Source organism: Mesorhizobium sp. M1088 (assembly GCF_040318575.1).
Classification (GTDB): Bacteria; Pseudomonadota; Alphaproteobacteria; order Rhizobiales; family Rhizobiaceae; genus Mesorhizobium.
Genome location: NZ_JAMYMO010000007.1, coordinates 87,229 through 111,527 on the forward strand (window position 1 = coordinate 87,229; position 24,299 = coordinate 111,527).

Genomic DNA, 24,299 nt, shown 5'->3' on the forward strand with positions numbered 1-24,299 from the left:
GATTTCCGACTACAGCGCCGCGTCCTTTTTCCGGCAATCGGCCCAGCAAAGCTTTCCGCGAAAGACTCGGCAACGAAAAAGGCCGCCTTCCGGCGGCCTTTTGCAAATGAACTCAGCTGCTTAGAGCGCGGATGTGATCTGCAGCTCGTTGGCTCCGTCGAGGCCGTAAATGTCGTCACGGAACTGGACCACGCCCGGCCCTGTCGACCAGGCCGAGACGTAGAGAAAATAAACCGGCACCGGATTGGTGACCTGCACCGGCGTGTTCTCCCCGGTCTTGATCGCCGCCTCGAAATGCTGGCGATCCCAGCCCGGTGTGTCGCGCAGAATCCAGGTGACGAGGTCGCGCACGTTCTGAACCCGCACGCAGCCAGAGGAATCGAAGCGCATCAGCTTGCCGAACAGGCTCTGCTGCGGCGTGTCGTGCATGTAGACGCCGTCCGGGCTGGGAAAATTGATCTTGACTGAGGCCATCGCGTTGCCGGAACCGGGATCCTGGCGGAAGCGGTATTTGGCGGCATCATCGGTCGACCAGTCGACCGTCATTGGGTCGACCTCGCTGCCGTCCGGCGCAAACAGGCGGATATGGCTGTCCTTGAGATAGTTGGGGTCCTTCCGCATCAGCGGAATGATATCCTTGCGCACGATCGAGACCGGCGCGTTCCAGTACGGATTGACGATGATTTCGTTGATCTTGGAATTGACGATCGGCGTCTGGCGATCGATCTTGCCGACGATTGCGGTGTGGCGCAGCACAACGCGGTCGTTCTCGACAGCCTCGATCTGCGCCGCCGGGATGTCGACCAGAACATAGCGGTTGCCAAGCGTGCCGGCCCGCTCACGCAGCCGTTGCAGATTGGTCTGGAGCTGACCAAGCCGAACCGGCGCCGACACGTTCATTGCCGCGAAAGTATATTTGCCCGTGGTTCCGTCGGCCGGCAAGCCGTGACGCAACTGGAAGCGCTTGAGCGCCGAGTCGACGTACGAATCGAACGCTTCCGAGAGCCCGGCGCTCTGCGCCAGATCGCCCGATATCATCAAGCGCCTGCGCAGCGGCACCACATCGGGATCCTCGACGCCAAGCTGCAGCTTCTTGGTGTCTGGAACCTGTTCCCAGCCGCCTTGCGCGACGATATTCTGATACTGCATGATCGCCTGCTCGGTGAAGGACACCGTCTGCAGGCTGAAGATCGGCAGCGTCGAGGCAACCTTGCCGCCTTCGCTGGCACGCGCATCGAATTGGTCGTCCCAATTGCCGCGCGCCGAGGATTTCAGGATATCCCCGATCACATCCTGTGCACTGGCGCGGCCGGCGACCATTGCGGCTGCGAGCGCGGAGGCTCCTGAAAGGAAGAAACGGCGGCTGGTTCTCATGGACGTTCCAGACATTCTTGCTACAATTCAACCCACCGGGCGGTCTCGCCCGCACTCTAGAGTTGGCTTCTTAACAATTAGCCAACCATGGCCCGCATCACTTCGGTGTAAAACCACATGGGAAGTGACTTGAGCACAGGACAAATGCACGGCTTTGGCCCCAGCATCACCCGCATCTTCGGTTCCATTGGAATATGGCGGCAACGTGGCTGTTGCTCGAATTTGGATCGGCCGGCCTGACGAAACGGCAAGACCGGTGCTTTTCGGCACCGGCCTTTGGTCCACTCCGCGGCAGCACTTCCGTAGTCCAGCTTCAAATCTAGATGCGGCGGATGCGATTACATCCGGTAGGCGATGGTATCGTTCCAGAACCGATCCAGGCGCTGCAGGGCGCGGTTCATCTGCTTGAACTCCTCCGTGTTGATGCCGCCAACCTGCTCGATCGAACCGACATGGCGCTCGTAGAGGCCGGCGACGACTTCCGCCACCTCATTGCCCTTCGGCGTCAGCGAAACCCGCACCGAACGGCGGTCGATGCGCGAGCGCTGGTGGTTGATGAAGCCGAGATCGACCAGCTTCTTCAGATTGTAGGAGACGTTCGAGCCGAGATAGTAGCCACGCGAGCGCAGTTCGCCGGCGGTCAGCTCCGAATTGCCGATGTTGAACAGGAGCAGCGCCTGGATGGCGTTGATGTCGGAGCGACCGTTGCGGTCGAATTCGTCCTTGATCACATCAAGCAGACGGCGATGCAGCCGCTCGACCAGCTGCAGCGATTCCATGTACAGCGAACGGATCGCCTCGCGGCGGTCATCGGATACGTTGGCGGTCTTCGCCGCCGGACGCGAATTGATCATTGTCTTTGCCTCTCGTTTGTCGCCCGGTGATTTTTTGTTCTTCACCTTGACCGCGACACTATCGAATACTCATAAAATTCGACTTAAACGCCAAGGCTAACAAGAGCTTACCGGTAAGGGGTTTCGAAAGAGGCTTAACGGACGGTCACCCGAGCAAGGATAATTAACCTAAAGATTTAGCCAACGATCCTGGCCGGAATTGCTATCGCCGGGGTTGCCGCTTCTGGATCCAGATCACCACGCGGAACACTATGTAGAGCAGCGCCACCGCAAGGTGCGAGGCGACGATCAGCGGCCGGTGGCCGAACAACTCGGGGAAGCCAGCATACATGACGCACTCGGTCACCGCGCAGATGAACCAGATCACCGGCCCCCAGGACGCCAGCATCCACAGGCCGGCGGCAGCGAACGGAAAAAACACCGCCAGCACCACCGCCGCCACCTGCCAGTGTACCGGCATCAGGTCGAAGCGCCACAACGGGCCGGGGTAAAAGCCGATCAGCCGGATCCAGTACAAGATGCCGAACAGCAGACAGTAGCCGGCGATGACGCGCTGGAACCAGGCGAAGATGACCTCGATCGTCGAGGGCTGCAGCACCACGCGTCTCGAGGCGACCTCGCTCACAGCTTCAGTTCCCGTTCGCCGAGCGATGCGAAATAGGCGTCGACGTTGGCGGCGCTGACGTCATCGATACCTGCCGGCCGCCATTGCGGCGTCGAGCCTTTATCGATGATGGCGGCGCGGATACCTTCATAGAAGTCGTGCCCGGCAAGCATGCGGTTGAGGATACGGAACTCCATTTTCATGCACTCGTCCATCGACAACGTCTGCCCGGCGCTAATCTGGCGCCATGCAACATGCAGGCTGGTCGGTGAACGTGTGCGGATGGTGGCCAGCGTCTTTGCCGCGAACTCGTCGGCAGCGGCTGCCCGCTCCAGACTGGCGACGATATCGGCCAGCGACGGCTGCGCGAAATGCCGGGCGATGGCTTCCAGCGTCGGCCTGTCGGTCTCGCGCCTGGCCGGGACGAAGCAGCCGCGCAGCACCGATTCCGGGTCGCCGCTTTCCGCCAGACGGTCGAGGAAGCCGGCCTGGTCCTCCGCCTTGATCGTATGGGTGGCGAGGCCCGAGCACAAAGCATCGCCATAGCGGATGCGGTTGCCGGTCAGCGCCAGATACATGCCGAAGCTGCCGCCGAGATCCGGCAACAGATGGCTGGCGCCGACATCCGGGAAAAAGCCGATGCCGACCTCGGGCATGGCAAACTGGGCGTTTTCGGTCAGCACTCGCTGCGAACCATGGAAGGAGATACCTACGCCGCCGCCCATGACGATGCCGTCGATCACCGCGACATAGGGTTTCTTGAAGCGGGCGATGCGGGCGTTCAGCCGGTATTCATCGGCGAAGAAATCGACCGGAGGCCTTCCTGCGCGGCCGGCTTCGTAGATGTGGAGGATGTCGCCGCCCGCCGAAAATGCCCTGCCCTCGGCCTTGACGACGACAACGTCGACGCCGTCGTCGCGCTCCCAACTGCGCAGCGCCTTGTCCAGCGCCTTGACCATGCGGTGGGTTACGGCATTGAGCGCCTGCGGCCGCGTCAGCGTGACGACGCCAGCCCTGCCCAATCTTTCGAAGCGAATCTCGTCGCCTCCGCCAAAATCCATCGCCAGAGAATCCCTCCCCGCGCCCGCCGGGAGTGAAGTGCTAAAGCGTGGCGCATGGCCGCGTCAATGGCGGCGGCCAATCCGCTGCATGGTCGTCGGCGTCACCCAGTGCTAATGCTGGCGCTTTGAACCGGAAGGTTGAACCATGCCTTGGTTGCCGCGCCTTGCTGTTATGGTGGTCGGCCTGATCGCTGCGAACACTCCTCCCGTATCGGCCGAAACCGTCGACGAGCTCTATCAATCGCAGACCATCGTCACCGGCCAGGGCGAGGTCAACAGGCAGATCGGCTTCAAGGCCTGCCTCGATGCGGTGCTGGTTCGTGTGTCCGGCGATCAGCGGCTGCCGAAGAGAACTGAGATGGCGGCGCTGCGCGACAAGGCCGGCAGCTTCGTTGCCGAATTCCGCTATCGCGACCGTCTCGAAGGCATTCCAATCCATGACGAACAAGGCACCCATGACCGGCCGCATGATCTCACTTGTCTGTACAGGCCTGACGTTATCGATCCGGTGCTTGCCGCGCTTGGCAGCAAACCATGGCTTGGCGAGCGGCCACGCCTGGCAATTTTCCTGGCGGCGGAGCAAGGCACAAGGCAGTTCGTGCTGACCGCCGACGATGAGCGCGGGGCGGCGATGCGCGAATCCTTCGTCAATGCCACCGGTCCGCTGGTCATGCCGATTGTGTTTCCCGAAGCGTCACTGCTGTCGGCCTCGAAGCTTGACGACCAGGCCCTGCGCCATGCCGATATCACGACGCTGGACCAGCTTGCCAGGAAGGCCGGAGCCGACCAGGCGCTCGCCGGCAGTATCGTCTGGAGCGACAAGGAACTGGGCTGGATAGCCGACTGGCGGCTTGCCTTGAATGGCAAGAGCTACAATTGGCAAGTGCGCGGCGTCAGCTTCGACGAGGCATTCCGCGTCGCCATGCGGGGTGCTGCGCAGATCCTGTCGGGCAATGGCCAACCAGAATAGCGCCCGACAGGACCCTGGCACAATCGTGTCGCATTGGTCAGCAGCGGAGGCTCGTGGTAAAAGCCGCCCGATCCGGAGTTTTTGCGATGAACAAATTCACCCCTGCAAAGCCTGCCGGCGCGCGCAGCGTCGACGAGATCACCGGCAGCCGGCGTCTGCGGCGCATGCGCAAGGCCGATTGGTCGCGCCGCCTTGTCCAGGAGAACCGGCTCTCGGTCGACGATCTGATTTGGCCGATCTTCGTCGTCGACGGCAGACAAGTGCGCGAACCGATCGCCGCCATGCCCGGCGTGTTCCGCCTGTCGCTCGACCTCGCCGTCAAGGAGGCTGAGCGCGCGGCCAAGCTTGGCATTCCGGCGATCGCCACTTTCCCCAATGTGGAGCTCGGCCTGCGCGATCAGACCGGTTCGCACATCCTCGATCCGGAAAACATCATCAACCGCGCCACCCGCGCCATCAAGCGGGCGGTGCCGGAGATCGGCATCATCACCGACGCGGCGCTTGACCCGTTCACCTCGCATGGCCATGACGGCATCTTGCGCGAGGGCATTATCGTCAATGATGAAACGGTGGAGCAAGTGACGGCGGCGGCCGTCATCCAGGCAGCGGCGGGGGCCGACATCATTGCCCCCTCGGACATGATGGACGGCCGGATCGGTGCCATCCGCGATGCGCTCGACGCCAATGGATTTCAGGATGTGGCGATCATGTCCTATGCGACCAAGTTCGCATCCGCTTTTTACGGCCCCTACCGTGAGGCGGTCGGCACCGCCGGCCTGCTCAAGGGCGACAAGAAGACCTATTATATCGATCACGCCAATTCCGACGAAGCGGTGCGCGAGGCCGAGCAGGATCTGGCCGAGGGCGCCGACATGCTGATGGTCAAGCCCGGCCTGCCCTATCTCGACATCATCCGCCGGCTGAAAGTCGAGTTGCAGATGCCGACCTTTGCCTATCAGGTCTCGGGCGAATATTCGATGATCAAGGCCGCCGCCGCCAATGGCTGGATCGACGGCGAAAAGGCGATGCTGGAATCGCTGCTCGCCTTCAAGCGCGCCGGCTGCGACGGCATCCTGACCTACTTCGCGCCGGAAGTGGCGGCGATGCTCAAGGGGTGATGCGCCTTTGTAGCGTCTACATCGAGTAGTGTTCGTTCGTCCAAAGCGCCACATGGAACGCCGCAGGACATCGCTTCAAGTTTACGCTGCCCCTCGTTGCCCTGCCGGGCATTTCTCCCTGTAAAGTGGCAGGGAGAAAGACGCGTTCGTAAAAGATTTCACCAATCTCCAGCGTTGCAAAAACATCGACGTTGCGGCCAGCCCCTTCTCCCCGTCACTATACAGGGAGAAGCTGCCGGCAGGCGGATGACGGGCGGCGCCGACATTGAGATTGGTTATTCCAACATGATTTGGAAGCGATTGCCCCGCCGGCGATTCAAAATACCGCTTGCAAAATGCAATCAGTTAAGCTACCCCGATAACTGCTTGCATGTCACAATTGGTTATCGAGGAGGCTCCCATGTCCAAGCTTCGCGTCAGCGCCTTCACCCTGTCGATCGACGGCTTCGGCGCCGGTCCCGACCAAGACCTGAAGAACCCGCTGGGTGTTGGCGGAGAAGCCCTGCACGAATGGATGTTCGGCACCCGCACCTTCCGCAAGATGGTCCTCGGCAAGGATGGCGGGACCACGGACACCGACGAGGCGTTCGCGGCACGCAGCTTCGAAAATGTCGGCGCATGGATCCTCGGCCGCAACATGTTTGGGCCGATCCGCGGCGAATGGCCGGATGACAGCTGGAAAGGCTGGTGGGGTGACAACCCACCCTACCACGTGCCGGTCTTCGTGCTCACGCACCATGCGCGTGATCCTATTGTCTTGGAGGGCGGCACGACCTTCTATTTCGTGACCGACGGCATCCACTCAGCGCTGGAGAAGGCGAACGCAGTGGCTGACGGTAAGGATGTACGGCTGGGCGGCGGCGTTTCTACGATCCGGCAATATCTCAAGGAAAAGCTCATCGACGAAATGCATCTGGCGATCTCACCGGTCCTGCTAGGCGCCGGCGAGAGCCTTTTTGCCGGCATCGACATGCCCAAGCTCGGCTATCGCTGCAGCGAGCAGGTCGCGACGCCGAAGGCCACGCATGTCATCATCGAGCGCACCTAGCTTGTTGCAGGGTGCCGCCATGGAGCGGCGCCCTCCTCGCCGCTTTAGTCAGTACTTCTCCGGCACATACAGTTCGCGCGGCAGTACCTGGCGCTCGTATTCGGGATTGAAGACGCGCTTCGGCAGTGTGATCTCCTCGTGCGGCACCTCCTCATAGGGCATCTGCTTAAGGAGATGGTCGATGCAGTTCAGCCGTGCCCGTTTCTTCTTGTCGTTGCCCTCGACGATGAACCACGGGGCTTCCGGGATATTGGTGCGGGCGAACGTTTCTTCCTTGGCCTTGGTGTACTGCTCCCAGCGCACGCGCGACTGGAGGTCCATCGGCGACAGTTTCCATTGCTTCATCGGGTCATGGATGCGCATCAAAAAGCGCATCTGCTGCTCCTCGTCGGTGATCGAAAACCAGTATTTGACAAGCGTAATGCCCGAGCGGACCAGCATGCGTTCGAAATCCGGAACGTCGCGGAAGAACTCCTCGACCTGATCCGGCTGGGCAAAGCCCATTACCCGCTCGACGCCGGAGCGGTTGTACCAGGAGCGGTCGAACAGCACGATCTCGCCGCCGGCCGGCAGATGCGGAACGTAGCGCTGGAAATACCATTGCGACTTCTCGCGCTCGGTCGGCGCCGGAAGTGCTGCGACGCGGCAGATGCGCGGATTAAGCCTCTGGGTGATGCGCTTGACAACACCACCCTTGCCCGCCGAGTCGCGGCCCTCGAAAACCACGACGAGCTTCTTCTTGTGATAGGCGACCCAGGACTGCAGCTTGATCAACTCGGATTGCAGCGTGATGAGATCGCGAAAATACTGCAGGCGGTCGATCGATGGCGGATGCGCATTCTTGTAGATCTTGGCGATCTCCATCGACAGCGCCGGCTCCGAGATTTCCAGCTCATAGTCTTCATCCAGCGTGTCGGCGAGTTCCGCTTCCAGCCAGTCCCTGGCCGGGGAATTCTGTTTTATCTTGGTCATTTACGCTGCTCCGCTTACAGGCCTTGCCGGCCGCTGTCAGGCGCTCTGCCGCCCGGCCCGGCGGCCGGAAATCGAAGCGCTGGACCGATGTTAGTATAGGCCGGCAATGACGGTTTTATTGCAGCCACTACTGCGCTGGCTGTGCGTTTAAATCCGCAAGATGTGATCGAGCTTGCCCTGCGGAACGGGCGACAAGCGGAACGAATTATCCTACAAATAGCCGGTTCATTGAGGGCTGTCGTCTGCAACGCCCTTTCCCGATAAATTGTGAGGATACGACATGGAATACCGCACTCTCGGCCGTTCCGGGCTGAAGGTTTCGACGCTGACCATGGGCACCATGACGTTCGGCGGCGGCGGCGCGTTTTCGGCGGTCGGCAAGACCGATCTCGACGAGGCGCGCCGGATGATCGACCTTTGCATCGATGCCGGCGTCAATGTCATCGACACCGCCAACGTCTATTCGAACGGCGTGTCGGAAGAGATCATCGGCGAGGCGCTCGGCGGCAAGCGCAAGGGCGACGTGCTGATCGCCTCCAAGGCGCGCATGCGGATCGGCGAAGGCCCCAATGATGAAGGCCTGTCGCGCTACCATCTGATCCGCGAATGCGAAAGGAGCCTTAAGCGGCTCAGGACGGATGTCATCGACATCTATTTCCTGCACGAGTGGGATGGCCTGACACCGCTTGAGGAAACCATCACCGCGCTCGACACGCTGGTCGCGCAGGGCAAGGTCCGTTATGTCGGCTGCTCCAATTATTCCGGCTGGCAAGTGATGAAGGGGCTGGGGATCAGCGACCGTCATCACCAGCCGCGCTTCGTCACCCAGCAGATCCATTACACGTTGGAAGCGCGCGAGGCCGAGTATGAATTGTTGCCGATCTCGGTCGACCAGGGGCTCGGCGTGCTGGTCTGGAGCCCGCTTGCCGGCGGATTGCTGTCCGGCAAATACCACCGTGACCAGCCGACCGCCCGCCAGCTCAGCGGCTGGTCGGAACCGCCGATCCGCGACGAGGACCGGCTGTGGCGGATCGTCGACACGCTGATCGATATCGGCGATAACCACGGCGTGTCGGCGGCGCAGGTGGCGCTTGCCTGGCTGCTCGGCCGGCCCGCTGTCAGTTCGCTGGTGATCGGCGGACGAACCGAAGCGCATTTCAAAGACAATATCGCCGCTGCAAGCCTTGTGCTTGCCGATGAGGAGCGCACACGGCTCGATGTGGTCAGCAGGCCGCCCGTGCTCTATCCCTACTGGCACCAGCAATTCACGGCAAAGGACCGGTTCGGGCCGGCCGATCTCGTTCTCGACCGCGACGGCGCCTGAAAAGCCGGGCTCTCCGGACTGCGCCGAGATATGGAGCCCGATCGTGCCTTGCGGTGTTGTGTTTGCGGTCCAATGCTCCTAGGCAAAGGCCAAGCACAACGAAAGGAAACGATATGGCACGAGCACCGAACTACGGTCAGGAACGCAAGGAACGCGACCGGCAGAAGGCCGCCAAGAAGGCGGAAAAGCAGGCTGCCAAGGTCGCAGCCAAGGAGCGATCGAAGCCCGAGGGCGAGAGCGAGTCCCAAACCAAAACCGAAACGACCGAGTGATGACGCCCGGCCTGTCAGGCGGTCCGGGCCTCGGTCAAATCCCGCTATGCCTCAGGCGGGCGCCTTGTCGCTGACGAAGACGTTCACTTCACGAGCGGCGGCAATGAAGGCCCGTCTTGCGTTCATGGCCGGCTTGTCGCCGGCCAGCGCATCATGACAGGCTTGCAACGCTTCGCGGTGCTTGGGGCTGCGCTTGCCGGGCCAATTGTTGAGGAGGTAGTCGGAAGCCTCCCGGGCCGTACGCAAGAGCTGATTGCTTCCCGCCGCGCCCTTGACGGTCACGGGTGTGTCAAATCGGTTGTTTTCCATCGCCGCTCTTACGCCATCGGCATTTGCGAAGCGAGACCGAAAGTAGCATTCTTCGCTCATCTGCTCTTTTCGTGATCAATGGCAGCCGATCCTCACTCAAGCGACGACGGCAAATCCCCGGGCGCGCAGGCCGCGCCGGTCGTTGCGCAGCGAGGTCACCAGCCGGTCGCGGCTGCCGATGATATGGGCCGAAAGCAGGCGGGCGGCGCTATCGGCATCGCCGGCCCGCACCGCCGACAGAATGGCATGGTGTTCGGCCCAGGCACGGCCAAGCGCTGCCTCGTCCCGAACCTCGAGCCAGCGGGCGCGCGACAGGCGCGTCATCGCATCGCGAACCGCTCTGAACAGGAACTCGTTGCCTGACAGGCGTGCCAGCTCGATATGAAAATCCATGCCGACACGATGCCATTCCTCGCGCGGGGTTTGGTCGTCGCAGGAATCGAGCATAGCCTCGATAATTTCGACGGCACCCCTGTCCTGCAAGGCACAAGTCAGCCTGACTGCCGCGACCTCGACCGCCTCGCGATAGACGGCGATCTGCTCCAGCTCGGCAAGATTGATGGGCGAGACCGTCCAGCCGCGGCCGTCGCGGCAGATCAGGCCTTCGGTCTCGAGCCGCAGCAACGCAGCCCTGACCGGCGTGCGCGAGGCGCCGAAGCGGCTTTCAACCCAGCGCTCCGTCAGCCGCTCGCCGGGACCGATCTCGAGCCCGAGGATCATCTCGCGAAGCTGCTTTTCGACGTTCTGCATCTGCGACATTGGCGTTCCGTTTGTTGGAGCCGGTTCATTGGCCCTCTGTTCACCGGCCATTATTGGCGATCACTTTGCAGGGACCGCATTGACAGCGACCAGCCTTTGCGTCCATGACGGATACCAGCTTGGTATCCCAAAATGGTATCCACAGCAACTCAGCGATAGCAGTCTCTGACATGCCGCAAGACACCACCCTCGCCGTGCAAGGCACACATAACGTTCACTGGCGTCGCAATCTCGCCGTGTGTTTTGCCGGCTCGTTCAGCACGCTTGTGGCGATGACGCTGCTGTTGCCCTTCCTGCCGCTCTACGTCGAGCAGCTGGGCGCCAAGGGCCATGCGGCGATCGTGCAGTGGTCGGGCATCGCCTACGGCGCCACCTTCCTTGCCGCCGCGCTGGTCGCACCGCTGTGGGGGCGGTTAGGCGACCGCTACGGCCGCAAACTGATGCTGGTGCGCGCCAGTTTCGGCATGGCGCTGTGCATGTCGCTGACCGGCATGGTGCAGACTGTCTGGCAATTGGTGCTCTTGCGCCTGCTGATCGGCTTTGCCGGCGGCTATTCTTCGGGCTCGACCATCCTGGTTGCCATGCAGACGCCGAAGGATCGCTCCGGCTGGGCGCTGGGCGTGCTGTCGGCCGGTATCACCGCCGGTGCCCTGGTCGGTCCGCTGCTCGGCGGCGCGCTGCCGCCGCTGATTGGCATCCGCGCCACATTCCTGCTCGCCGGCGGCGTCATTTTCCTGGCGTTTCTGGCAACCACCTTGCTGATCAAGGAGGCGCCTCGCCCGGTTGCCGCCAAGGCCGCGTCAGAAGAAAAAGTGCAAGACGGCTGGTCGCAGATTCCCGACAAGCGCCCCGTCGTCGCCATGCTGGCGACCGGCATGCTGTTGAGTTTCGCTACCATGTCGATCGAGCCGATCATCACCGTCTATGTCCAGCAGCTCATCGAAGATCAGAGCCAGGTCACGCTGGTCTCCGGCATCGTCATGTCCGCGGCAGCGCTCGGCGCCATCCTGTCGGCGTCGCGGCTCGGCAAGCTCGCCGACCGTATCGGCCACTGGAACGTCATCGTTGCCGCACTCGCCGTCTCGGCGCTGCTGCTGATCCCGCAGGCCTTCGTTACCCAGGGCTGGCAACTCGTCGTCCTGCGTTTCCTGATGGGCCTGGCGCTTGGCGGTCTTTTGCCCTGCATCACCAGCGTCATCCGCCACAATGTGCCCGACGGGGTCGGCGGCAATGTGCTTGGCTTGTCGATCTCGGCGCAATATGTCGGGCAGGTCGCCGGACCATTGCTCGGCGGCTTCGCCGGCGGCCATTTCGGTATGCGCTCGGTGTTTCTCGGCACATCCATTCTGATGGCGGGCGGAGCGGCCTATAACTGGCTGGTCCAGTCGCGCCGCGAACGCGACATGCTGGCGGAAGCCGGCAAATCCTGACACGGGTTCGCAAGCATTATCTCAGGCGGTTGTCAGGAATCACGGAGGCGTGGAAACGAGCATGGCTGAACACACGGCAGGCAGCAGCATTCTGGTTTTTGCCGGCGGACTGTGCGGTGCAACCGGCGTGGGGCTTTCGGCGGCGGCGGCGCATCTCGGCGGCGCTTTCGTCGGTACGGCCGCCTCCTTCCTGCTCATGCACGCGCCGGTCTTCCTTGCGGTCGGGCTGCTCGGTGGAAATAGCGTCCTGAGAACCGGAAGCCTCATCCTTCTCGTCGGGCTTCTGCTGTTCTCGGGAGATCTTTTGGCCCGCGACTTCCTTGGCTCGCGGCTGTTCCCGATGTCGGCGCCGATCGGCGGCACGTTGCTCATCGGCGGCTGGCTGATGATGGCCGCCTCGGCGCTGGTGCGGCCGCGCCCTTGACGCGGCAGCCAGGTTCGCCGGTTCTGTCAGTCTTGGCGACGTTCGGGCCGGACTTGGCCGTCGCGTTTGGCCGTTTTGACCACACGCCGCCGCTCCGGCCGTTCGGTGGCCGGCGATATGCCCCAATAATTGCGATAGATGTCTTCGAACAGATGCTTGATCGGGTGCATGGCTTAATCTCCTTTTTGAATCGATCCAATCAGCGGGCACAAAAAATAGGCCGCCGATCAGCTCCGCTTGCGTCCTACGAGGAAACGCAGGTCGCGAATCCACGGACCGGTCCTGTCGCGCCCCTTGCGGGCCTCCGCGCTCGAGCGGATGCTCCAGTCGTTCCGGTAAATGTCCTCGAACAGATAATTGACGGGGTGCATGGCCCTCTCCTCTTGTATCGATCCAATGTGCGGGCAAAACCGCTCTTGGATCGATTCAAGAATATGCGTCACAGCATAAATGTCAAGCAAAAATTTGAATCGATCCAAGGAAGATGTTAGGTAATCGGCACTACTGTCGGACAGGAGTCCTGGAGACGAACAAATGACATCACCCACCGAGGGCAGCAGGAGGCCCATCCGGCTGGCAGACATCGCCAAAGCCGCGGGCGTATCGCACGGCACTGCCTCCAATGCCTTCAGCCGTCCCGAAATCGTGCGCGAGGAAGTCCGCGAGCGGGTCAAGGCGGCGGCCGAGGCGCTGGGCTACGCCGGCCCGGATCCCAAGGGCCGGCTGCTGCGCGCCGGCAAGGTCAATGCAATCGGCGTCGCCACAACCGAGCCGCTGTCCTATTTCTTCGACGACCCGTTTGCCCGCGTGATGATGGCCGGCATCTCGGAAGCCTGCGACGCCACCGGCGCGGGGATAGCCCTCGTGTCGGCTGGCAACGAGGAAAAACTTGCCTGGAATATCCAGAGCGCCCTCGTGGATGGCTTCATCCTTTTCTGCATCGAGGGCGGTCCGCGTCTCGTTGAGCTGACGCGCGAACGAAAGCTCCCCTTCGTCGCGCTCGAGCTCGGCTCGCAGGACGAGACGGTCTCGGCGATCAGTATCGACAATGTTGCCGGCGGCCGGCTCGCGGCGCGCCATCTGGCGGAACTTGGACATCGCCGCTTCGCCGTGCTGTCGCTGGCCTTCGCCGACGACAGCACCGGTCTTGTCTCGCCCGAGCAGGTCCGGACCGCGGTCTATACCGGAACCCGTGACCGCCTCCTCGGCTATTTCGAAGAGCTTTCCCGGTTTGGTGTCGACACCGCCAAGGTGCCGGTCTACGAGACGGAAAACGATAAGGCGAGCACAAGGGCCAGTGTCGAAACCATCTTCGCCTCGGCGGAACCGCCGACCGCCATCCTGGCGATGTCGGACCGGATCGCGATGGTGGCATTGGAATGGCTCAACGCACGGGGCATCGCGGTTCCCCGCGATGTTTCCGTCGTCGGCTTCGACGGCGTGCCTGAAGCCGCAACTTGCGAGCCTCCGCTCACCACCATCGCCCAGCCGATCGCCGAGATCGGCCGCCGGGCAGCGCGAAGAATCCTCGACTTCGACGGCACCGTGCGGCGAGAAACGCTCGACGTCGAACTTGTCGTCAGGGCATCGTCCGGACCGCCGCCAAGTACAGGCTGACTGGGGCAGATCGGCTCCAAATCTTACCTATTGGCCGCCATGGGACCGATGCCAAAGGATGGACGGACAGGCGGCGCCTCGTTGCGGACCGGCTTGCCCTTGCCGGACCAGCCGATGGCGGACAGCCACTCCAGATAGAAGGCGAGCGCGAACTGCATGGCGATGCCGGCGGCGAGCAGCAGACTGTCATAGGCAATGCCGCCCGGGTTGATCAGCTTCATCACCTGCGCCGCCATGGCAATCACCGTGCCGGCAATGAAAACCGGCAGCGAGCGTTTGCCCAATATGGCGAGCGGATTGTCGCGGCCGGTGCGGAACAGGTTCGAGACGAAGGGCAAGGCGACGACCAGATAGCTCATCGCCAGGATGTGCAGCAGCCGCGGCAACGACAGGAACGTCTTGTCGAAACCGGTCAGCACCACCGGCAGGTCAAGCCATGACACATGCCCCCACAGCGGGCTGTGCACCCAGACGAGCGCCGTCAGCACATAGGCGGCGGCCGCGCCGACCAGCCAGCGATTGACAGGGACGGTGCCGCCACGCCGCACATGCAACACGCTGGCCATGCCGATATTGAACAGCAATTGCCATGACAGCGGATTGAGGAACCAGAAACCGGGCTCCGGGTAGTTCGGCGGCGCGATCTGGTAGATACCGGCAATCAGCCAAAGGGCTGCGGATACGGCAAGCGCCGCCAGCGGCCTGTAGCTGATGAACAGCAGGAAGGCCGGCGCCATCAACAGCAGGGCCGCATAGACCGGCAGTATGTTGTTGTAACCGAGCTGATGGCCGAGCGTGACGATGCCGACGAGGACTTGCGGCGGGTTCCTGACGAGCGGCTCGATGTTGATCAGGGTCAGAAGGTCCGGCCGTTTCGCAAACACCGCCGCTGCGCAGAAGATAGCCATGACCACCATCGTCGTGACGATGTGGGTGACATAGAGCACGCCGGCGCGGCGCCACATCTTCAGCGTTGCGACCAGCCGGTTTCCTGGTTGGAATTTGGTGCCGTAGGCAAGAGCGACGGACATGCCGGAGATCAGCACGAAGGCCTCGGCCGCATCCGAAAACCCGAAATTCTTATAGGTCAGGGTTTCGAAAACGGTGCCCGGCACGTGGTCGATGAATATGGTCAGGAGGGCGAGAGCCCGGAACACGTCAATACGCGTATCGCGTTCCGGCGAAACTGGCATGGTCATCGATAAAAGGCCTTAAAGCTGGTTGTTTTATGTCCGGCATGCGATCCCTCGGGCGACCACCCGGCGCACACTGCTTCGATCCCCCGCGGGGATTATATCGGCAAAGAAACGGACTGAAATGCGCCCGGTTCAATCAACTTTCGCGGAGCTTGAAAATATTTTGTTTTGAAGCCGGCAAATTAACGAAAGTAACGCGAAATCAAGAGGATGTGACCATGGCCGAGGAGAGCCTCGAAGACGGTATTCTGCAGGAGAATTCAGGCTTTTTCTACCGGCTCCATCGACCCGCCAACTTACTGGGTGACTGGCTGTTCCTGTTGCATGGATCGGGTGTCGACGAGACGACCTTGCTGCCGCTTGGTCGGCAAATCGCGCCGCATGCGGCGCTGGTTGCGGTCCGTGGCCGCATCCCTCAGGAGGACGGGTTCCGTTGGTTCACGCGAATCACCCCGACGCGATTCGAGCAGGCAAGCATCCGCGCGGAGGCGGAGGCATTCGCGGCCTTCGTCGCCGGCGTCGCGAAGCGCCACAGCCTCGATCTCCGCCACGCGACCTTTCTCGGCTATTCGAACGGCGCCAATTTGGTCTCAAGCGTCATGCTGCTGCATCCGGGCTTCATCGAGCGCGCTGCATTGCTGCGTCCGATGCCGGTGCTCGACGAGGTGCCGCCGGCCGACCTGTCGAAGGCGCGGGCTCTGATCGTCGCCGGCGCCGCCGACCTGACCTACGCGCCATTCGCGCCGGTGCTGGCCGCTCTACTGAGCTCGCATGGCGCCAAGGTCGAAACCCACACCATTGCCTCCGGCCATGAAATCGGCGATCCGGACGCCGACATCGTCGGGCAATGGCTGGCGGATCCTGCGGTCGCCGTTGCAGCGTCGGATCGATGAGCCCCGAAGCTACCCTCGCCCCATGCGGTTCCAGGCGTCCAGCCCGGCGATCTTGTAGGCTTCCGCCAGCGTCGGGTAGTTGAAGGTGTTGTTGACGAAGAAGTCGACTGTGCCGCCGAGATTGATGACCGCCTGGCCGATGTGGATGAGTTCGGTCGCGCCCTCGCCGACAATATGGGCGCCGAGCAGACGGCGTGTTTCGATCGAGAACAGAAGCTTCAGGAAACCGGTGTTGACACCCATGATGTGGCCGCGCGATGTCTCGCGGAACCGCGCCACGCCGACCTCGTAGGCGGCACCGCTCTCGCGCACCTGCTCCTCGGATTGCCCGACGGTGGAGATTTCCGGCACGGCGTAGATGCCGTAGGGAAAGGTTTCGGGCGGGGGCGGCAAGGGCACGCCGAAGGCATGGCAGGCGGCCACCCTGCCCTGCTCCATCGAGGTCGATGCCAGGCTCGGAAAGCCGATGACATCGCCGGCGGCATAGATGTTGGGCGCGCTGGTCTGGAAGGTCTGCGGATCGACCTTAATGCGGCCTCGCGAATCAGCCTCGATGCCGACGGCGTCGAGCCCTAAATTGCCGACATTGCCGGTGCGTCCCGCGGCATAAAGCACGATCTCGGAACGTATGGTGCGGCCGTCGGCCAGCGTCACCTCAGCATAGTCGGGTTTCGAGGCGATCTCCTTGACGGCACTGCCCAATCGGATGGTCATGCCGCGGTCGCGCATCTGATGGATGAAGTCGTCGACGATCTCGCGGTCGACGAAATCCAACATCGTGTTGCGCGGCTCGACCAGTGTCACCGGAACGTCGAGTGCCGAAAAGATTGTCGCATATTCGACGCCGATGACGCCGGCGCCGATCACCGTCAGCGTGCGCGGTAGCCGATCGAGCTCCAGCATCTCGTCGCTGTCGAAGATCCGTGTCTTGTCGAACGGCACGTCGCGCGGCCGGTGCGGCCGGGTGCCGACCGCGATCAGCGCATGGGCGAAGCCAACCTCGCTGTAGTCGCCGGTGTCGGTGGTCAGGCTGACCTTGTTGGGGCCCAGGAATTTTACCGCGGCGCGCGCACTCTTGACCGTGTTGCGCATGAACTGGTGCTGCAGCACCTCGACCTCATGGTCGAGCGTCTTGTGCAGGCGCTCGACCAGATCGCCGACCGAAATGTCCTGCTTGACGCGGTAGCCGCGTCCATAAAAGCCGCGCTCGCGCCAGCCGGAGAGGTTGAGCACCGTCTCGCGCAACGTCTTCGACGGTATAGTGCCGGTATGCACCGAAACGCCGCCGAGACGCCGGCCCCTGTCGACCACCAGCACCGACTTGCCGAGCTTGGCCGACTGCACCGCGGCGCGGCGCCCGGATGGGCCGCTGCCGATGACCAGCATGTCGTAGTCCATGTCGCCCCGTCCCCTCGGCTCGGCGCGCTTTGTGCGCCGCAGCAAACTAACGCTATCCGCGCCGTGAATTCAACAAGTCAGACGGCCCCAGGCGCTCTGTCGCCATCTACACGGCGGCGAAAGGCTCGATCTTGATTCCGCCGCGAACCTTCACCATTTCATCAATACGCGGCCCGTGCATTAACCCGGGTTCGATTACGAGGAAATGGCATGAACGCTCGCGTTCTCGACGGCGAAATCATCACCAGCAGGCTCGAAGATGTCCGCTCTTATGAGGGCGTGCGCGCGCGGCGCATTCTCGCTTTCGTCATCGACTATTTCATCGTCGCGCTGCTCACCATTCCATTCGCGATCCTGGTGTTCCTGTTCGGGCTGTTGACGCTCGGCCTCGGCTGGATGCTGTTTTCCATTCTCGTGCCGACCGTCGCCATCCTCTACATCTGGAACACGCTCGGCAGTAAAGACCAGGCCACCACCGGCATGAAGATGATGGGCATCCGGCTCGACCGACTCGACGGCAGCCGCATCGACGGGCTGACCGCCGTCGTGCATTCGGTGCTGTTTTGGGCCGGTAATGTCATCCTTTCGCCGCTGGTCCTGCTGGTGAGCCTGTTTTCCGACCGCAAGCGCACGCTGCACGACCTGCTGCTCGGCACCGTTGTCAGCCGCAGTGGCCGCTGAGCAGACTTTTGAAGCGCGGCCGCAGCCTTTGCGCACAAATGTGAAGACGTCCAATCAACCAGGCTTTCACAATCCTGTTGAATTTTTCGGCGTCCGCGCCAAAGGTAGAGCGATTCGCAGGAGTATTTCCAAGGCTCGATGACGCAGCACCCGACCCAGTCGCCGCAGTTCTTTCTGACCGCGCCCTCGCCATGTCCCTATCTCGAGGGCCAGTTCGAGCGCAAGGTGTTCACACACTTGGTCGGCGACAAGGCCCCCGAGATGAACGATCTGTTGACGCAGGGCGGTTTCAGGCGCTCGCAGAACATCGCCTACAGGCCGGCCTGCGAGACCTGCCGCGCCTGTGTGTCCGTGCGCATCCTGGCGCAGGAATTCACCGCCAGCCGCAACATGAAACGGGTCATACAGCATAATTCGGATCTGGTCGGCGCCATGCACGACGCCGAACCCTCCACCGAACAGTATTCGCTGTTCCGCAGCTATCTCGACGTCCGCCACCGCCGTGGCGGCATGTCTGACATGACCGTGCTCGACTACGCCATGATGGTCGAGGATACCCATGTCGACACCAAGGTCATCGAATACCGTCGCCGCGGACCTGACAGCTTCATTACCGGCAAGGGCCAGGGCGAACTGATCGCCGTGGCGCTTACCGACAAGATGGCCGATGGCCTGTCGATGGTCTATTCCTACTTCAACCCGGACTTCGAGGACCGTTCGCTCGGCACCTTCATGATCCTCGATCACATCGCCCGCGCCAGGGCGATGGGCCTGCCCCATGTCTACCTGGGTTACTGGGTCAACGGCTCGCGCAAGATGAATTATAAGATGCGCTTCCAGCCGCAGGAGCATCTCGGCCCGAAAGGCTGGGAACGCTACAATCACGAAGCGGTTTCGCGCTGATCTTCGCTTTCGGTATTCACTCTTAAATTGTTTCGAGGAGGATGCCGCTGGGCTTCCGGCCGATCGGCTGGGAAACCGGGCGGGTCAATTTTGCGCCTCCAAGCCTACGCGAGAATTGCCGCATGTCTTCCCACAACGACCACCAGAGAGGCCTTCTGATCACCGCCATCGGCGGGCTGACGCTGACCGTCGACATTCCGCTGATCCGGCTCGCCGACGGCGAGGCGTGGACGATCCTGCTGTTGCGCACCGGCACGACCTTCGTCGCCACGCTTATCATCTGGGCCGCCTGGCGATCGCTGAGCGCAAAGGCACCGCAGCTTGTACCGGGCTGGTCAGGGCTCATCGTTGCCGGCCTCTACGGGCTCGGCTCGATCGCCTTCATCACCGGTGTCTACAATACCTCGACAGCCAACCTCGTTTTCATCCTGGCGTTCACAACCATGTTCGCGGCCCTTTTGTCATGGCTGTTCCTGAAGGAGAGGCCACGGCCCCTGACGCTTGCAGCGCTGGCACTTATGATCGTCGGCGTGACGATCATTGTCGGCGATTCCGTTGGAACCGGACATCTCTTCGGCGACCTGATGGCGCTATGCTCGGCTTTCATGATCGCCGCGGCCATCACCATCTCGCGCGCCAGCGGCAAGGATATGGGTTTCACGGCGCTGATCGGAGTGGTCCTGCCGCTGGCCGTCGCCACCCTGATGGTTTCCAAGGTGGGTTTTCACGTCAACGCGCCATGGTGGATCGTCTTCAACGGTGCCGTCATCATGCCGATCTCGTTCTTCTGCCTCGCCAACGGCCCGAAATACATCTCCGGGCCGGAGGTGGCGATGTTCTACCTGCTTGAAACCGTGCTGGCGCCGGTCTGGGTGTGGATGATCTTCGCCGAAACACCGACGCGCAACAGCCTGATCGGCGGCGCGATCCTCATCATGACCTTGATCGGCCATTCGCTCTGGCAGTTGCACGACGGGCGCAAGCGCCGCGCCACGTTCGCCGTCAGTCACCCGGCCTGATTCTTTTTCGCGGCGGCGCGTTCGGCAACAATTTCAATCTGCGGCGGTGCATCTTCCTGCTCCGCCGGTTCGGCGGCAGCGAGTTCATCGGTCAGTTCCACCTCGCGCAGCCATTCGCGCCAGATTGCGACCAGCAGGGCCATCAGCACCGGGCCGATGAACAGGCCGAGAAAACCCATTGTCTTGACGCCGCCGATCAGGCCGAAAAAGGTTGGCAGGAAGGGCAGCTTTATCGGCCCGCCGACCAGCTTCGGGCGCAATGTCTTGTCGACGATGAAGAGTTCGACCGCGCCCCAGACGAACAGCGCCAGCCCCGCCATCGGCGAGCCGCTGGCGGCGAGATAGATCGAGACCAGCGTGAACGACAGCGGCGCGCCGCCGGGGATAAGCGCCATGATGCCGGTCAGCGCGCCGAGCGTCACCGGCGACGGTACGCCGGCCAACCAGTAAGCGATGCCCAGCACCAGTCCTTCGCCGATGGCGATAACGGTCATACCGGTAACCGTCGACGAGATCGTCGCCGGCACCACGCGTGAGATCCGTTCCCATCGGGCCGGCAGGATGCGTTCGCCGAGGCGATCGACCTGCCCGGCGAAATGCTCGCCGTCGCGATAGGCAAAGAACAATGCGATCATCATGAACAGCAGCGTCAGCAAAAGTCCGAAGGCGCTGCCGCCGGCGGCAAGCGCGCCGCGATAGATGCTGCCGATATTGGCGCCGCTGATCAGCTGGATCAGTTCGCCGATACCGCCTGGATGGCCAACGTTGACCGTCCACTGTTCATTGAGCCATTCGCCTACTACAGGCAGCGTGGCGATCCAGTGCGGCGTCGGCGCGCCGTAGCGGTTGGTCTCGATAGCCCAGCCGACCCATTCGCGCACCTCGTTGATGGCGTAGGTGCCGGCAAGCGCGATCGGCACCACCAGGAAGGTCAGGATGAACAGGATCGCAAGCGTAGCGGCAATCGTGCGGTTGCCGCCGACGCCTGCGAGCAGCCGCCGATAGAGCGGCCAACTGGCGAAAGCGATAACCAGGGCGGCAAGGACCGGGAACAGGAAGCCGTGGAAAAAATATACGCCGGCGGCGACGATCAGCACCAGGAGCCAGCGCGCCGCCGACAGCGGTGGAATGACAGCGGCCCTGAGCGGCGTCGACAGGCCAAACAGACGCTGTTGCCGCTCCGGCTTCTGGATCCTGATTTCCTTCAAGCGCCCAATTCTCCCTAGCCCATCGCATCGCTTATGCACTGATATAGTGCAGCAATCGTGACGACATTCCAAATGTTCGGGTGGCGCTGCTAATCTCCCCCCTTGAGGGGGAGATGTCGCCGAAGGCGACAGAGGGGGTCGGGACGTCCTGACGCGACCTTACCACGAACAAAGCAGGCTGGCGCTTCATGCGCGGGGACCCCCTCTGGCCTGCCGGCCATCTCCCCCTCGAGGGGGGAGATTACCGCTTCACCCGAACTTGCCAGTCCTCGGGAAACCCTTCGGCACCATGCGGCCGGCCGAGGCGCGGGCGCCGATCCATTCGGCAAGCTCGTCACGCGATTTGGTGAAGGTGCGGTCTGCCGAATCCTGCCAGGACAGGCCGCTTGCCAGCGTGAAGGTCTTGAGGTCGAGGACACCGCCATCCTTGTATTTCTGCAGGCGCACGCCCTTGCCGCGTCCCATCTCGGGGATCTCGGCCAGCGGGAACACCAGCATCTTACGGTTCTCGCCGACAATGGCGAGATGGTCGCCGGCGACGCTCACACAGCGCTGGGCTTCGTCGGGCGCCTTGACGTTCATCACCTGCTTGCCCTTGCGGGTGTTGGCGACGACTTCTTCTTCCGGCACGATGAAACCGTTGCCGTCATGCGACACCAGCAGCAGCTTGCGCTTGGGATCATGGACGAAAGCGGTGACGATATCCTGGTCGTTGTCCATGTCGACGATGATGCGGATCGGCTCGCCGTGGCCACGCCCACCCGGCAGCCGGTCGGCGCCGATCGTGTAGAACTTGCCGCCGGTGGTGAAGACCAGCACCTTGTCGGTCGTCTGGGCGTGGAAGGCGAGCTTGAGGCTGTCGCCTTCCTTGAAGGTCAGGGCCGAATGGTCGGTCAGATGACCTTTCATGGCCCTCAGCCAGCCCTTTTCCGAAACGACCACGGTGACCGGCTCGCGCTCGATCATGGCGTGGGCGATATCGGTCAGGTCATGCTCGGGTGCGTCGGCGAACTCGGTGCGGCGCTTGCCGATCTCGGTGTCGGGCCCGTATTTCTGGCGAACATTGGCGACTTCCCACTTGATCGTCGCCCACTGCTTGGCGTCGGACGCAAGCAGTGCCTCGATCTGCTTCTTCTCGCCGGTCAGGCCATTGAATTCCTCGCGGATTTCGAATTCCTCGAGCTTGCGCAGCGCTCTCAGCCGCATGTTGAGGATGGCTTCAGCCTGGGTGTCGGTCAGCGACCAGCGCACCATCATCACCTGCTTGGGCTCGTCCTCCTCGCGGATGATCCTGATCACCTCGTCGATGTTGAGGTAGGCGATCAAATAGCCGGCGAGGATCTCCAGCCGCCTTTCGATCTCGCCGAGGCGGTGCTTGGAGCGGCGGATCAGGACGTCGCGGCGGTGCTCCAGCCATTCCTTGAGCACACCTTTCAGCGACAGCACGTTCGGCACCTTGCCGCGCGACAACACGTTCATGTTGAGCGGAAAGCGGCTTTCGAGCTCGGTCAGCTTGAACAGCGATTCCATCATGATGCCGGGATCGACCGAGCGGCTCTTCGGCACCAGCACGACGCGGATGTCCTCGGCGCTCTCGTCGCGGATGTCCTCGAGCAGCGGCAGCTTACGCGCCATCAAGAGCTCGGCGATCTTTTCGATCAGCCTGGCCTTCTGGACGCCATAGGGGATTTCGGTGACGACTATGTTCCAGGTGCCCCTGCCCTGGTCCTCCTGGCTCCATTTCGCCCTGACGCGAAAGCCGCCTCGACCCGTTTCGTAGGCTTCGAGGATCGAGGCTCGGCTGTCGACGATGATGCCGCCGGTCGGGAAATCCGGACCTTGCACGAAATCCATCAGCTTGGTGACGGGCGCATCCGGATGATCAATCAGGTGAAGCGCGGCGTCGCAGAGCTCGGCCGCATTGTGCGGCGGGATCGAGGTCGCCATGCCGACGGCGATGCCGGACGAGCCGTTGGCGAGCAGGTTCGGGAAGGCGCCGGGCAGCACGGCCGGCTCCTCGTCTTCCTCGTTGTAGGTCGGGCGGAAATCGACGGCGTCCTCGGTGATGCCTTCCAAAAGCAGCGTCGACACTTCGGTCATGCGCGCTTCGGTGTAGCGCATGGCGGCGGCGTTATCGCCGTCGATATTGCCGAAATTGCCCTGCCCGTCGACCAGCGGGTAGCGCATCGAAAAATCCTGCGCCAACCGCACCAACGCGTCGTAGATCGACTGGTCGCCATGCGGATGGAATTTGCCCATCACCTCGCCGACGATGCGGGCGCATTTGGCAAAACCCTGGTCGGCGTTGAGCCGCAACAGGCGCATGGCATGCATGATGCGACGATGCACCGGCTTCAATCCGTCGCGCACGTCCGGCAGCGCCCGGTGCATGATGGTCGACAGCGCGTAGGCGAGATAGCGCTCTTCCAGCGCCTTCTTCAGATCGACCGGCTCAATATTGTCGCCGCCGCCACTCTCGGGCGGCAAAAGCCTTTTTCCCATGGGCTGGCACTAGCCGAGCGGGTGATTCGCGGCAAGAGGCACACCGGTATGCGTGCTCCTAAAGCGCATCGCGTTCGACCGGCCCCATGCGACGCTTTAGGTCCTTGTTTTGATGCATGTCGTTATCGCAAAACCGTTGCACATTTTTGCGCGACACCCATTATGCAACAGGAATTGGAAGCGTCGCGACGCCGGCCAACATCAATCCGTTACATCCTGCTTCTATCGCAAGGCTGATGGATCGGGTTTGCCTTTGGCCGCGATTTTCGACCATTGTGCCGAGGCCCGCCTTTTTCCGGTCCAGTTCGTCACCGAATGGTGACGACGCGACGATTTGAAAAGAATTTCAGGACACTCTCAGGG

Annotated in this window: 25 protein-coding genes; 12 read left to right on the forward strand and 13 right to left on the reverse strand. The window is 62.3% G+C overall.

What is annotated here, in order from left to right; all coding sequences use genetic code 11:
* Window positions 1–120: 120 nt before the first annotated feature.
* The 4 genes from NKH49_RS11390 to NKH49_RS11405 all read right to left on the reverse strand — a co-directional run bounded on the left by NKH49_RS11390 (window position 121) and on the right by NKH49_RS11405 (window position 3,893).
* Window positions 121–1,374, reverse strand: coding sequence for a L,D-transpeptidase family protein (locus tag NKH49_RS11390; RefSeq protein WP_023674488.1), 1,254 nt, complete (start codon window positions 1,372–1,374; stop codon window positions 121–123).
* Window positions 1,375–1,712: 338 nt separating this feature from the next.
* Complete coding sequence (gene ldtR / locus NKH49_RS11395) at window positions 1,713–2,228, reverse strand: transcriptional regulator LdtR (protein WP_023674486.1); 516 nt, start codon at window positions 2,226–2,228, stop codon at window positions 1,713–1,715.
* A 202-nt stretch (window positions 2,229–2,430) separates the two neighbouring features.
* Window positions 2,431–2,853, reverse strand: a complete 423-nt coding sequence (locus NKH49_RS11400; protein WP_023674485.1) for a DUF6163 family protein — start codon at window positions 2,851–2,853, stop codon at window positions 2,431–2,433.
* Entirely contained in the window at window positions 2,850–3,893 is a 1,044-nt protein-coding gene (locus tag NKH49_RS11405; protein WP_352542403.1) for an enoyl-CoA hydratase/isomerase family protein, read from the reverse strand. Before NKH49_RS11405 ends, NKH49_RS11400 begins: the two co-directional genes overlap by 4 nt.
* 145 nt (window positions 3,894–4,038) lie before the next feature.
* Here NKH49_RS11405 and NKH49_RS11410 point away from each other — a divergent pair, with 145 nt between their 5' ends.
* The 3 genes from NKH49_RS11410 (at window position 4,039) to NKH49_RS11420 (ending at window position 7,029) form a co-directional block, all read left to right on the forward strand.
* A complete protein-coding gene (locus NKH49_RS11410) occupies window positions 4,039–4,863 on the forward strand; it encodes a DUF8605 domain-containing protein (protein WP_352472018.1) in 825 nt (274 codons plus the stop codon).
* A gap of 86 nt (window positions 4,864–4,949) precedes the next feature.
* Complete coding sequence (gene hemB, locus NKH49_RS11415) at window positions 4,950–5,981, forward strand: porphobilinogen synthase (protein WP_352542426.1); 1,032 nt, start codon at window positions 4,950–4,952, stop codon at window positions 5,979–5,981.
* Window positions 5,982–6,381: 400 nt separating this feature from the next.
* The gene (locus NKH49_RS11420; protein ID WP_352926100.1) at window positions 6,382–7,029 is read left to right on the forward strand and encodes a dihydrofolate reductase family protein; all 648 of its coding nucleotides are present in this window, start codon (window positions 6,382–6,384) and stop codon (window positions 7,027–7,029) included.
* 48 nt (window positions 7,030–7,077) lie between these two features.
* On the opposite strand, the gene ppk2 is transcribed toward NKH49_RS11420, so the two are convergent.
* A complete protein-coding gene (ppk2, locus tag NKH49_RS11425; RefSeq protein WP_352926102.1) occupies window positions 7,078–8,001 on the reverse strand; it encodes a polyphosphate kinase 2 in 924 nt (307 codons plus the stop codon).
* Between the two features lie 280 nt (window positions 8,002–8,281).
* On the opposite strand from ppk2, the gene NKH49_RS11430 reads away from it, so the two are divergent.
* Complete coding sequence (locus NKH49_RS11430) at window positions 8,282–9,325, forward strand: aldo/keto reductase (RefSeq protein WP_352926104.1); 1,044 nt, start codon at window positions 8,282–8,284, stop codon at window positions 9,323–9,325.
* A 113-nt stretch (window positions 9,326–9,438) separates the two neighbouring features.
* Window positions 9,439–9,597, forward strand: a complete 159-nt coding sequence (locus NKH49_RS11435; RefSeq protein ID WP_352449291.1) for a hypothetical protein — start codon at window positions 9,439–9,441, stop codon at window positions 9,595–9,597.
* A gap of 51 nt (window positions 9,598–9,648) precedes the next feature.
* On the opposite strand, the gene NKH49_RS11440 is transcribed toward NKH49_RS11435, so the two are convergent.
* Entirely contained in the window at window positions 9,649–9,906 is a 258-nt protein-coding gene (locus NKH49_RS11440) for a DUF982 domain-containing protein (protein WP_023674477.1), read from the reverse strand.
* Between the two features lie 96 nt (window positions 9,907–10,002).
* Window positions 10,003–10,665: a GntR family transcriptional regulator gene (locus NKH49_RS11445; protein WP_352702620.1), complete on the reverse strand. Its 663-nt coding sequence runs from the start codon at window positions 10,663–10,665 to the stop codon at window positions 10,003–10,005.
* A gap of 170 nt (window positions 10,666–10,835) precedes the next feature.
* Between NKH49_RS11445 and NKH49_RS11450 the strand changes: the two genes are divergently transcribed.
* The gene (locus tag NKH49_RS11450) at window positions 10,836–12,095 is read left to right on the forward strand and encodes a multidrug efflux MFS transporter (RefSeq protein ID WP_352926106.1); all 1,260 of its coding nucleotides are present in this window, start codon (window positions 10,836–10,838) and stop codon (window positions 12,093–12,095) included.
* A gap of 61 nt (window positions 12,096–12,156) precedes the next feature.
* Window positions 12,157–12,519, forward strand: coding sequence for a DUF423 domain-containing protein (locus tag NKH49_RS11455; RefSeq protein WP_352766908.1), 363 nt, complete (start codon window positions 12,157–12,159; stop codon window positions 12,517–12,519).
* 26 nt (window positions 12,520–12,545) lie between these two features.
* Here the strand turns inward: NKH49_RS11455 and NKH49_RS11460 are convergent, their stop codons facing one another.
* Both NKH49_RS11460 and NKH49_RS11465 read right to left on the reverse strand, forming a co-directional pair.
* Complete coding sequence (locus NKH49_RS11460) at window positions 12,546–12,689, reverse strand: hypothetical protein (protein WP_352472029.1); 144 nt, start codon at window positions 12,687–12,689, stop codon at window positions 12,546–12,548.
* Window positions 12,690–12,746: 57 nt separating this feature from the next.
* On the reverse strand, window positions 12,747–12,890 hold the full coding sequence (locus NKH49_RS11465) for a hypothetical protein (RefSeq protein ID WP_352472030.1): 144 nt from the start codon (window positions 12,888–12,890) through the stop codon (window positions 12,747–12,749).
* A 163-nt stretch (window positions 12,891–13,053) separates the two neighbouring features.
* Between NKH49_RS11465 and NKH49_RS11470 the strand changes: the two genes are divergently transcribed.
* Window positions 13,054–14,136 carry a LacI family DNA-binding transcriptional regulator gene (locus NKH49_RS11470; RefSeq protein ID WP_352926108.1) on the forward strand — a complete coding sequence of 361 codons (1,083 nt, stop codon included), beginning with the start codon at window positions 13,054–13,056 and terminating at the stop codon, window positions 14,134–14,136.
* Window positions 14,137–14,159: 23 nt separating this feature from the next.
* On the opposite strand, the gene NKH49_RS11475 is transcribed toward NKH49_RS11470, so the two are convergent.
* Complete coding sequence (locus NKH49_RS11475; RefSeq protein WP_352926110.1) at window positions 14,160–15,335, reverse strand: OpgC family protein; 1,176 nt, start codon at window positions 15,333–15,335, stop codon at window positions 14,160–14,162.
* 215 nt (window positions 15,336–15,550) lie between these two features.
* On the opposite strand from NKH49_RS11475, the gene NKH49_RS11480 reads away from it, so the two are divergent.
* Window positions 15,551–16,225 carry an alpha/beta hydrolase gene (locus NKH49_RS11480; protein ID WP_352542396.1) on the forward strand — a complete coding sequence of 225 codons (675 nt, stop codon included), beginning with the start codon at window positions 15,551–15,553 and terminating at the stop codon, window positions 16,223–16,225.
* 9 nt (window positions 16,226–16,234) lie between these two features.
* Here the strand turns inward: NKH49_RS11480 and sthA are convergent, their stop codons facing one another.
* On the reverse strand, window positions 16,235–17,623 hold the full coding sequence (sthA, locus tag NKH49_RS11485; RefSeq protein WP_352472033.1) for a Si-specific NAD(P)(+) transhydrogenase: 1,389 nt from the start codon (window positions 17,621–17,623) through the stop codon (window positions 16,235–16,237).
* A gap of 210 nt (window positions 17,624–17,833) precedes the next feature.
* Between sthA and NKH49_RS11490 the strand changes: the two genes are divergently transcribed.
* The 3 genes from NKH49_RS11490 (at window position 17,834) to NKH49_RS11500 (ending at window position 20,226) form a co-directional block, all read left to right on the forward strand.
* Window positions 17,834–18,304 carry an RDD family protein gene (locus NKH49_RS11490; RefSeq protein ID WP_352926112.1) on the forward strand — a complete coding sequence of 157 codons (471 nt, stop codon included), beginning with the start codon at window positions 17,834–17,836 and terminating at the stop codon, window positions 18,302–18,304.
* A 138-nt stretch (window positions 18,305–18,442) separates the two neighbouring features.
* Window positions 18,443–19,207, forward strand: a complete 765-nt coding sequence (locus tag NKH49_RS11495) for an arginyltransferase (protein ID WP_352472035.1) — start codon at window positions 18,443–18,445, stop codon at window positions 19,205–19,207.
* Window positions 19,208–19,329: 122 nt separating this feature from the next.
* Entirely contained in the window at window positions 19,330–20,226 is an 897-nt protein-coding gene (locus NKH49_RS11500) for a DMT family transporter (RefSeq protein WP_352472036.1), read from the forward strand.
* Here the strand turns inward: NKH49_RS11500 and NKH49_RS11505 are convergent.
* Complete coding sequence (locus NKH49_RS11505) at window positions 20,214–21,434, reverse strand: AI-2E family transporter (protein ID WP_352542394.1); 1,221 nt, start codon at window positions 21,432–21,434, stop codon at window positions 20,214–20,216. The two genes, NKH49_RS11500 and NKH49_RS11505, sit on opposite strands and share 13 nt — an antisense overlap.
* A 249-nt stretch (window positions 21,435–21,683) precedes the next feature.
* A complete protein-coding gene (gene parC, locus NKH49_RS11510; RefSeq protein WP_352926115.1) occupies window positions 21,684–23,936 on the reverse strand; it encodes a DNA topoisomerase IV subunit A in 2,253 nt (750 codons plus the stop codon).
* Window positions 23,937–24,299: the final 363 nt, after the last annotated feature.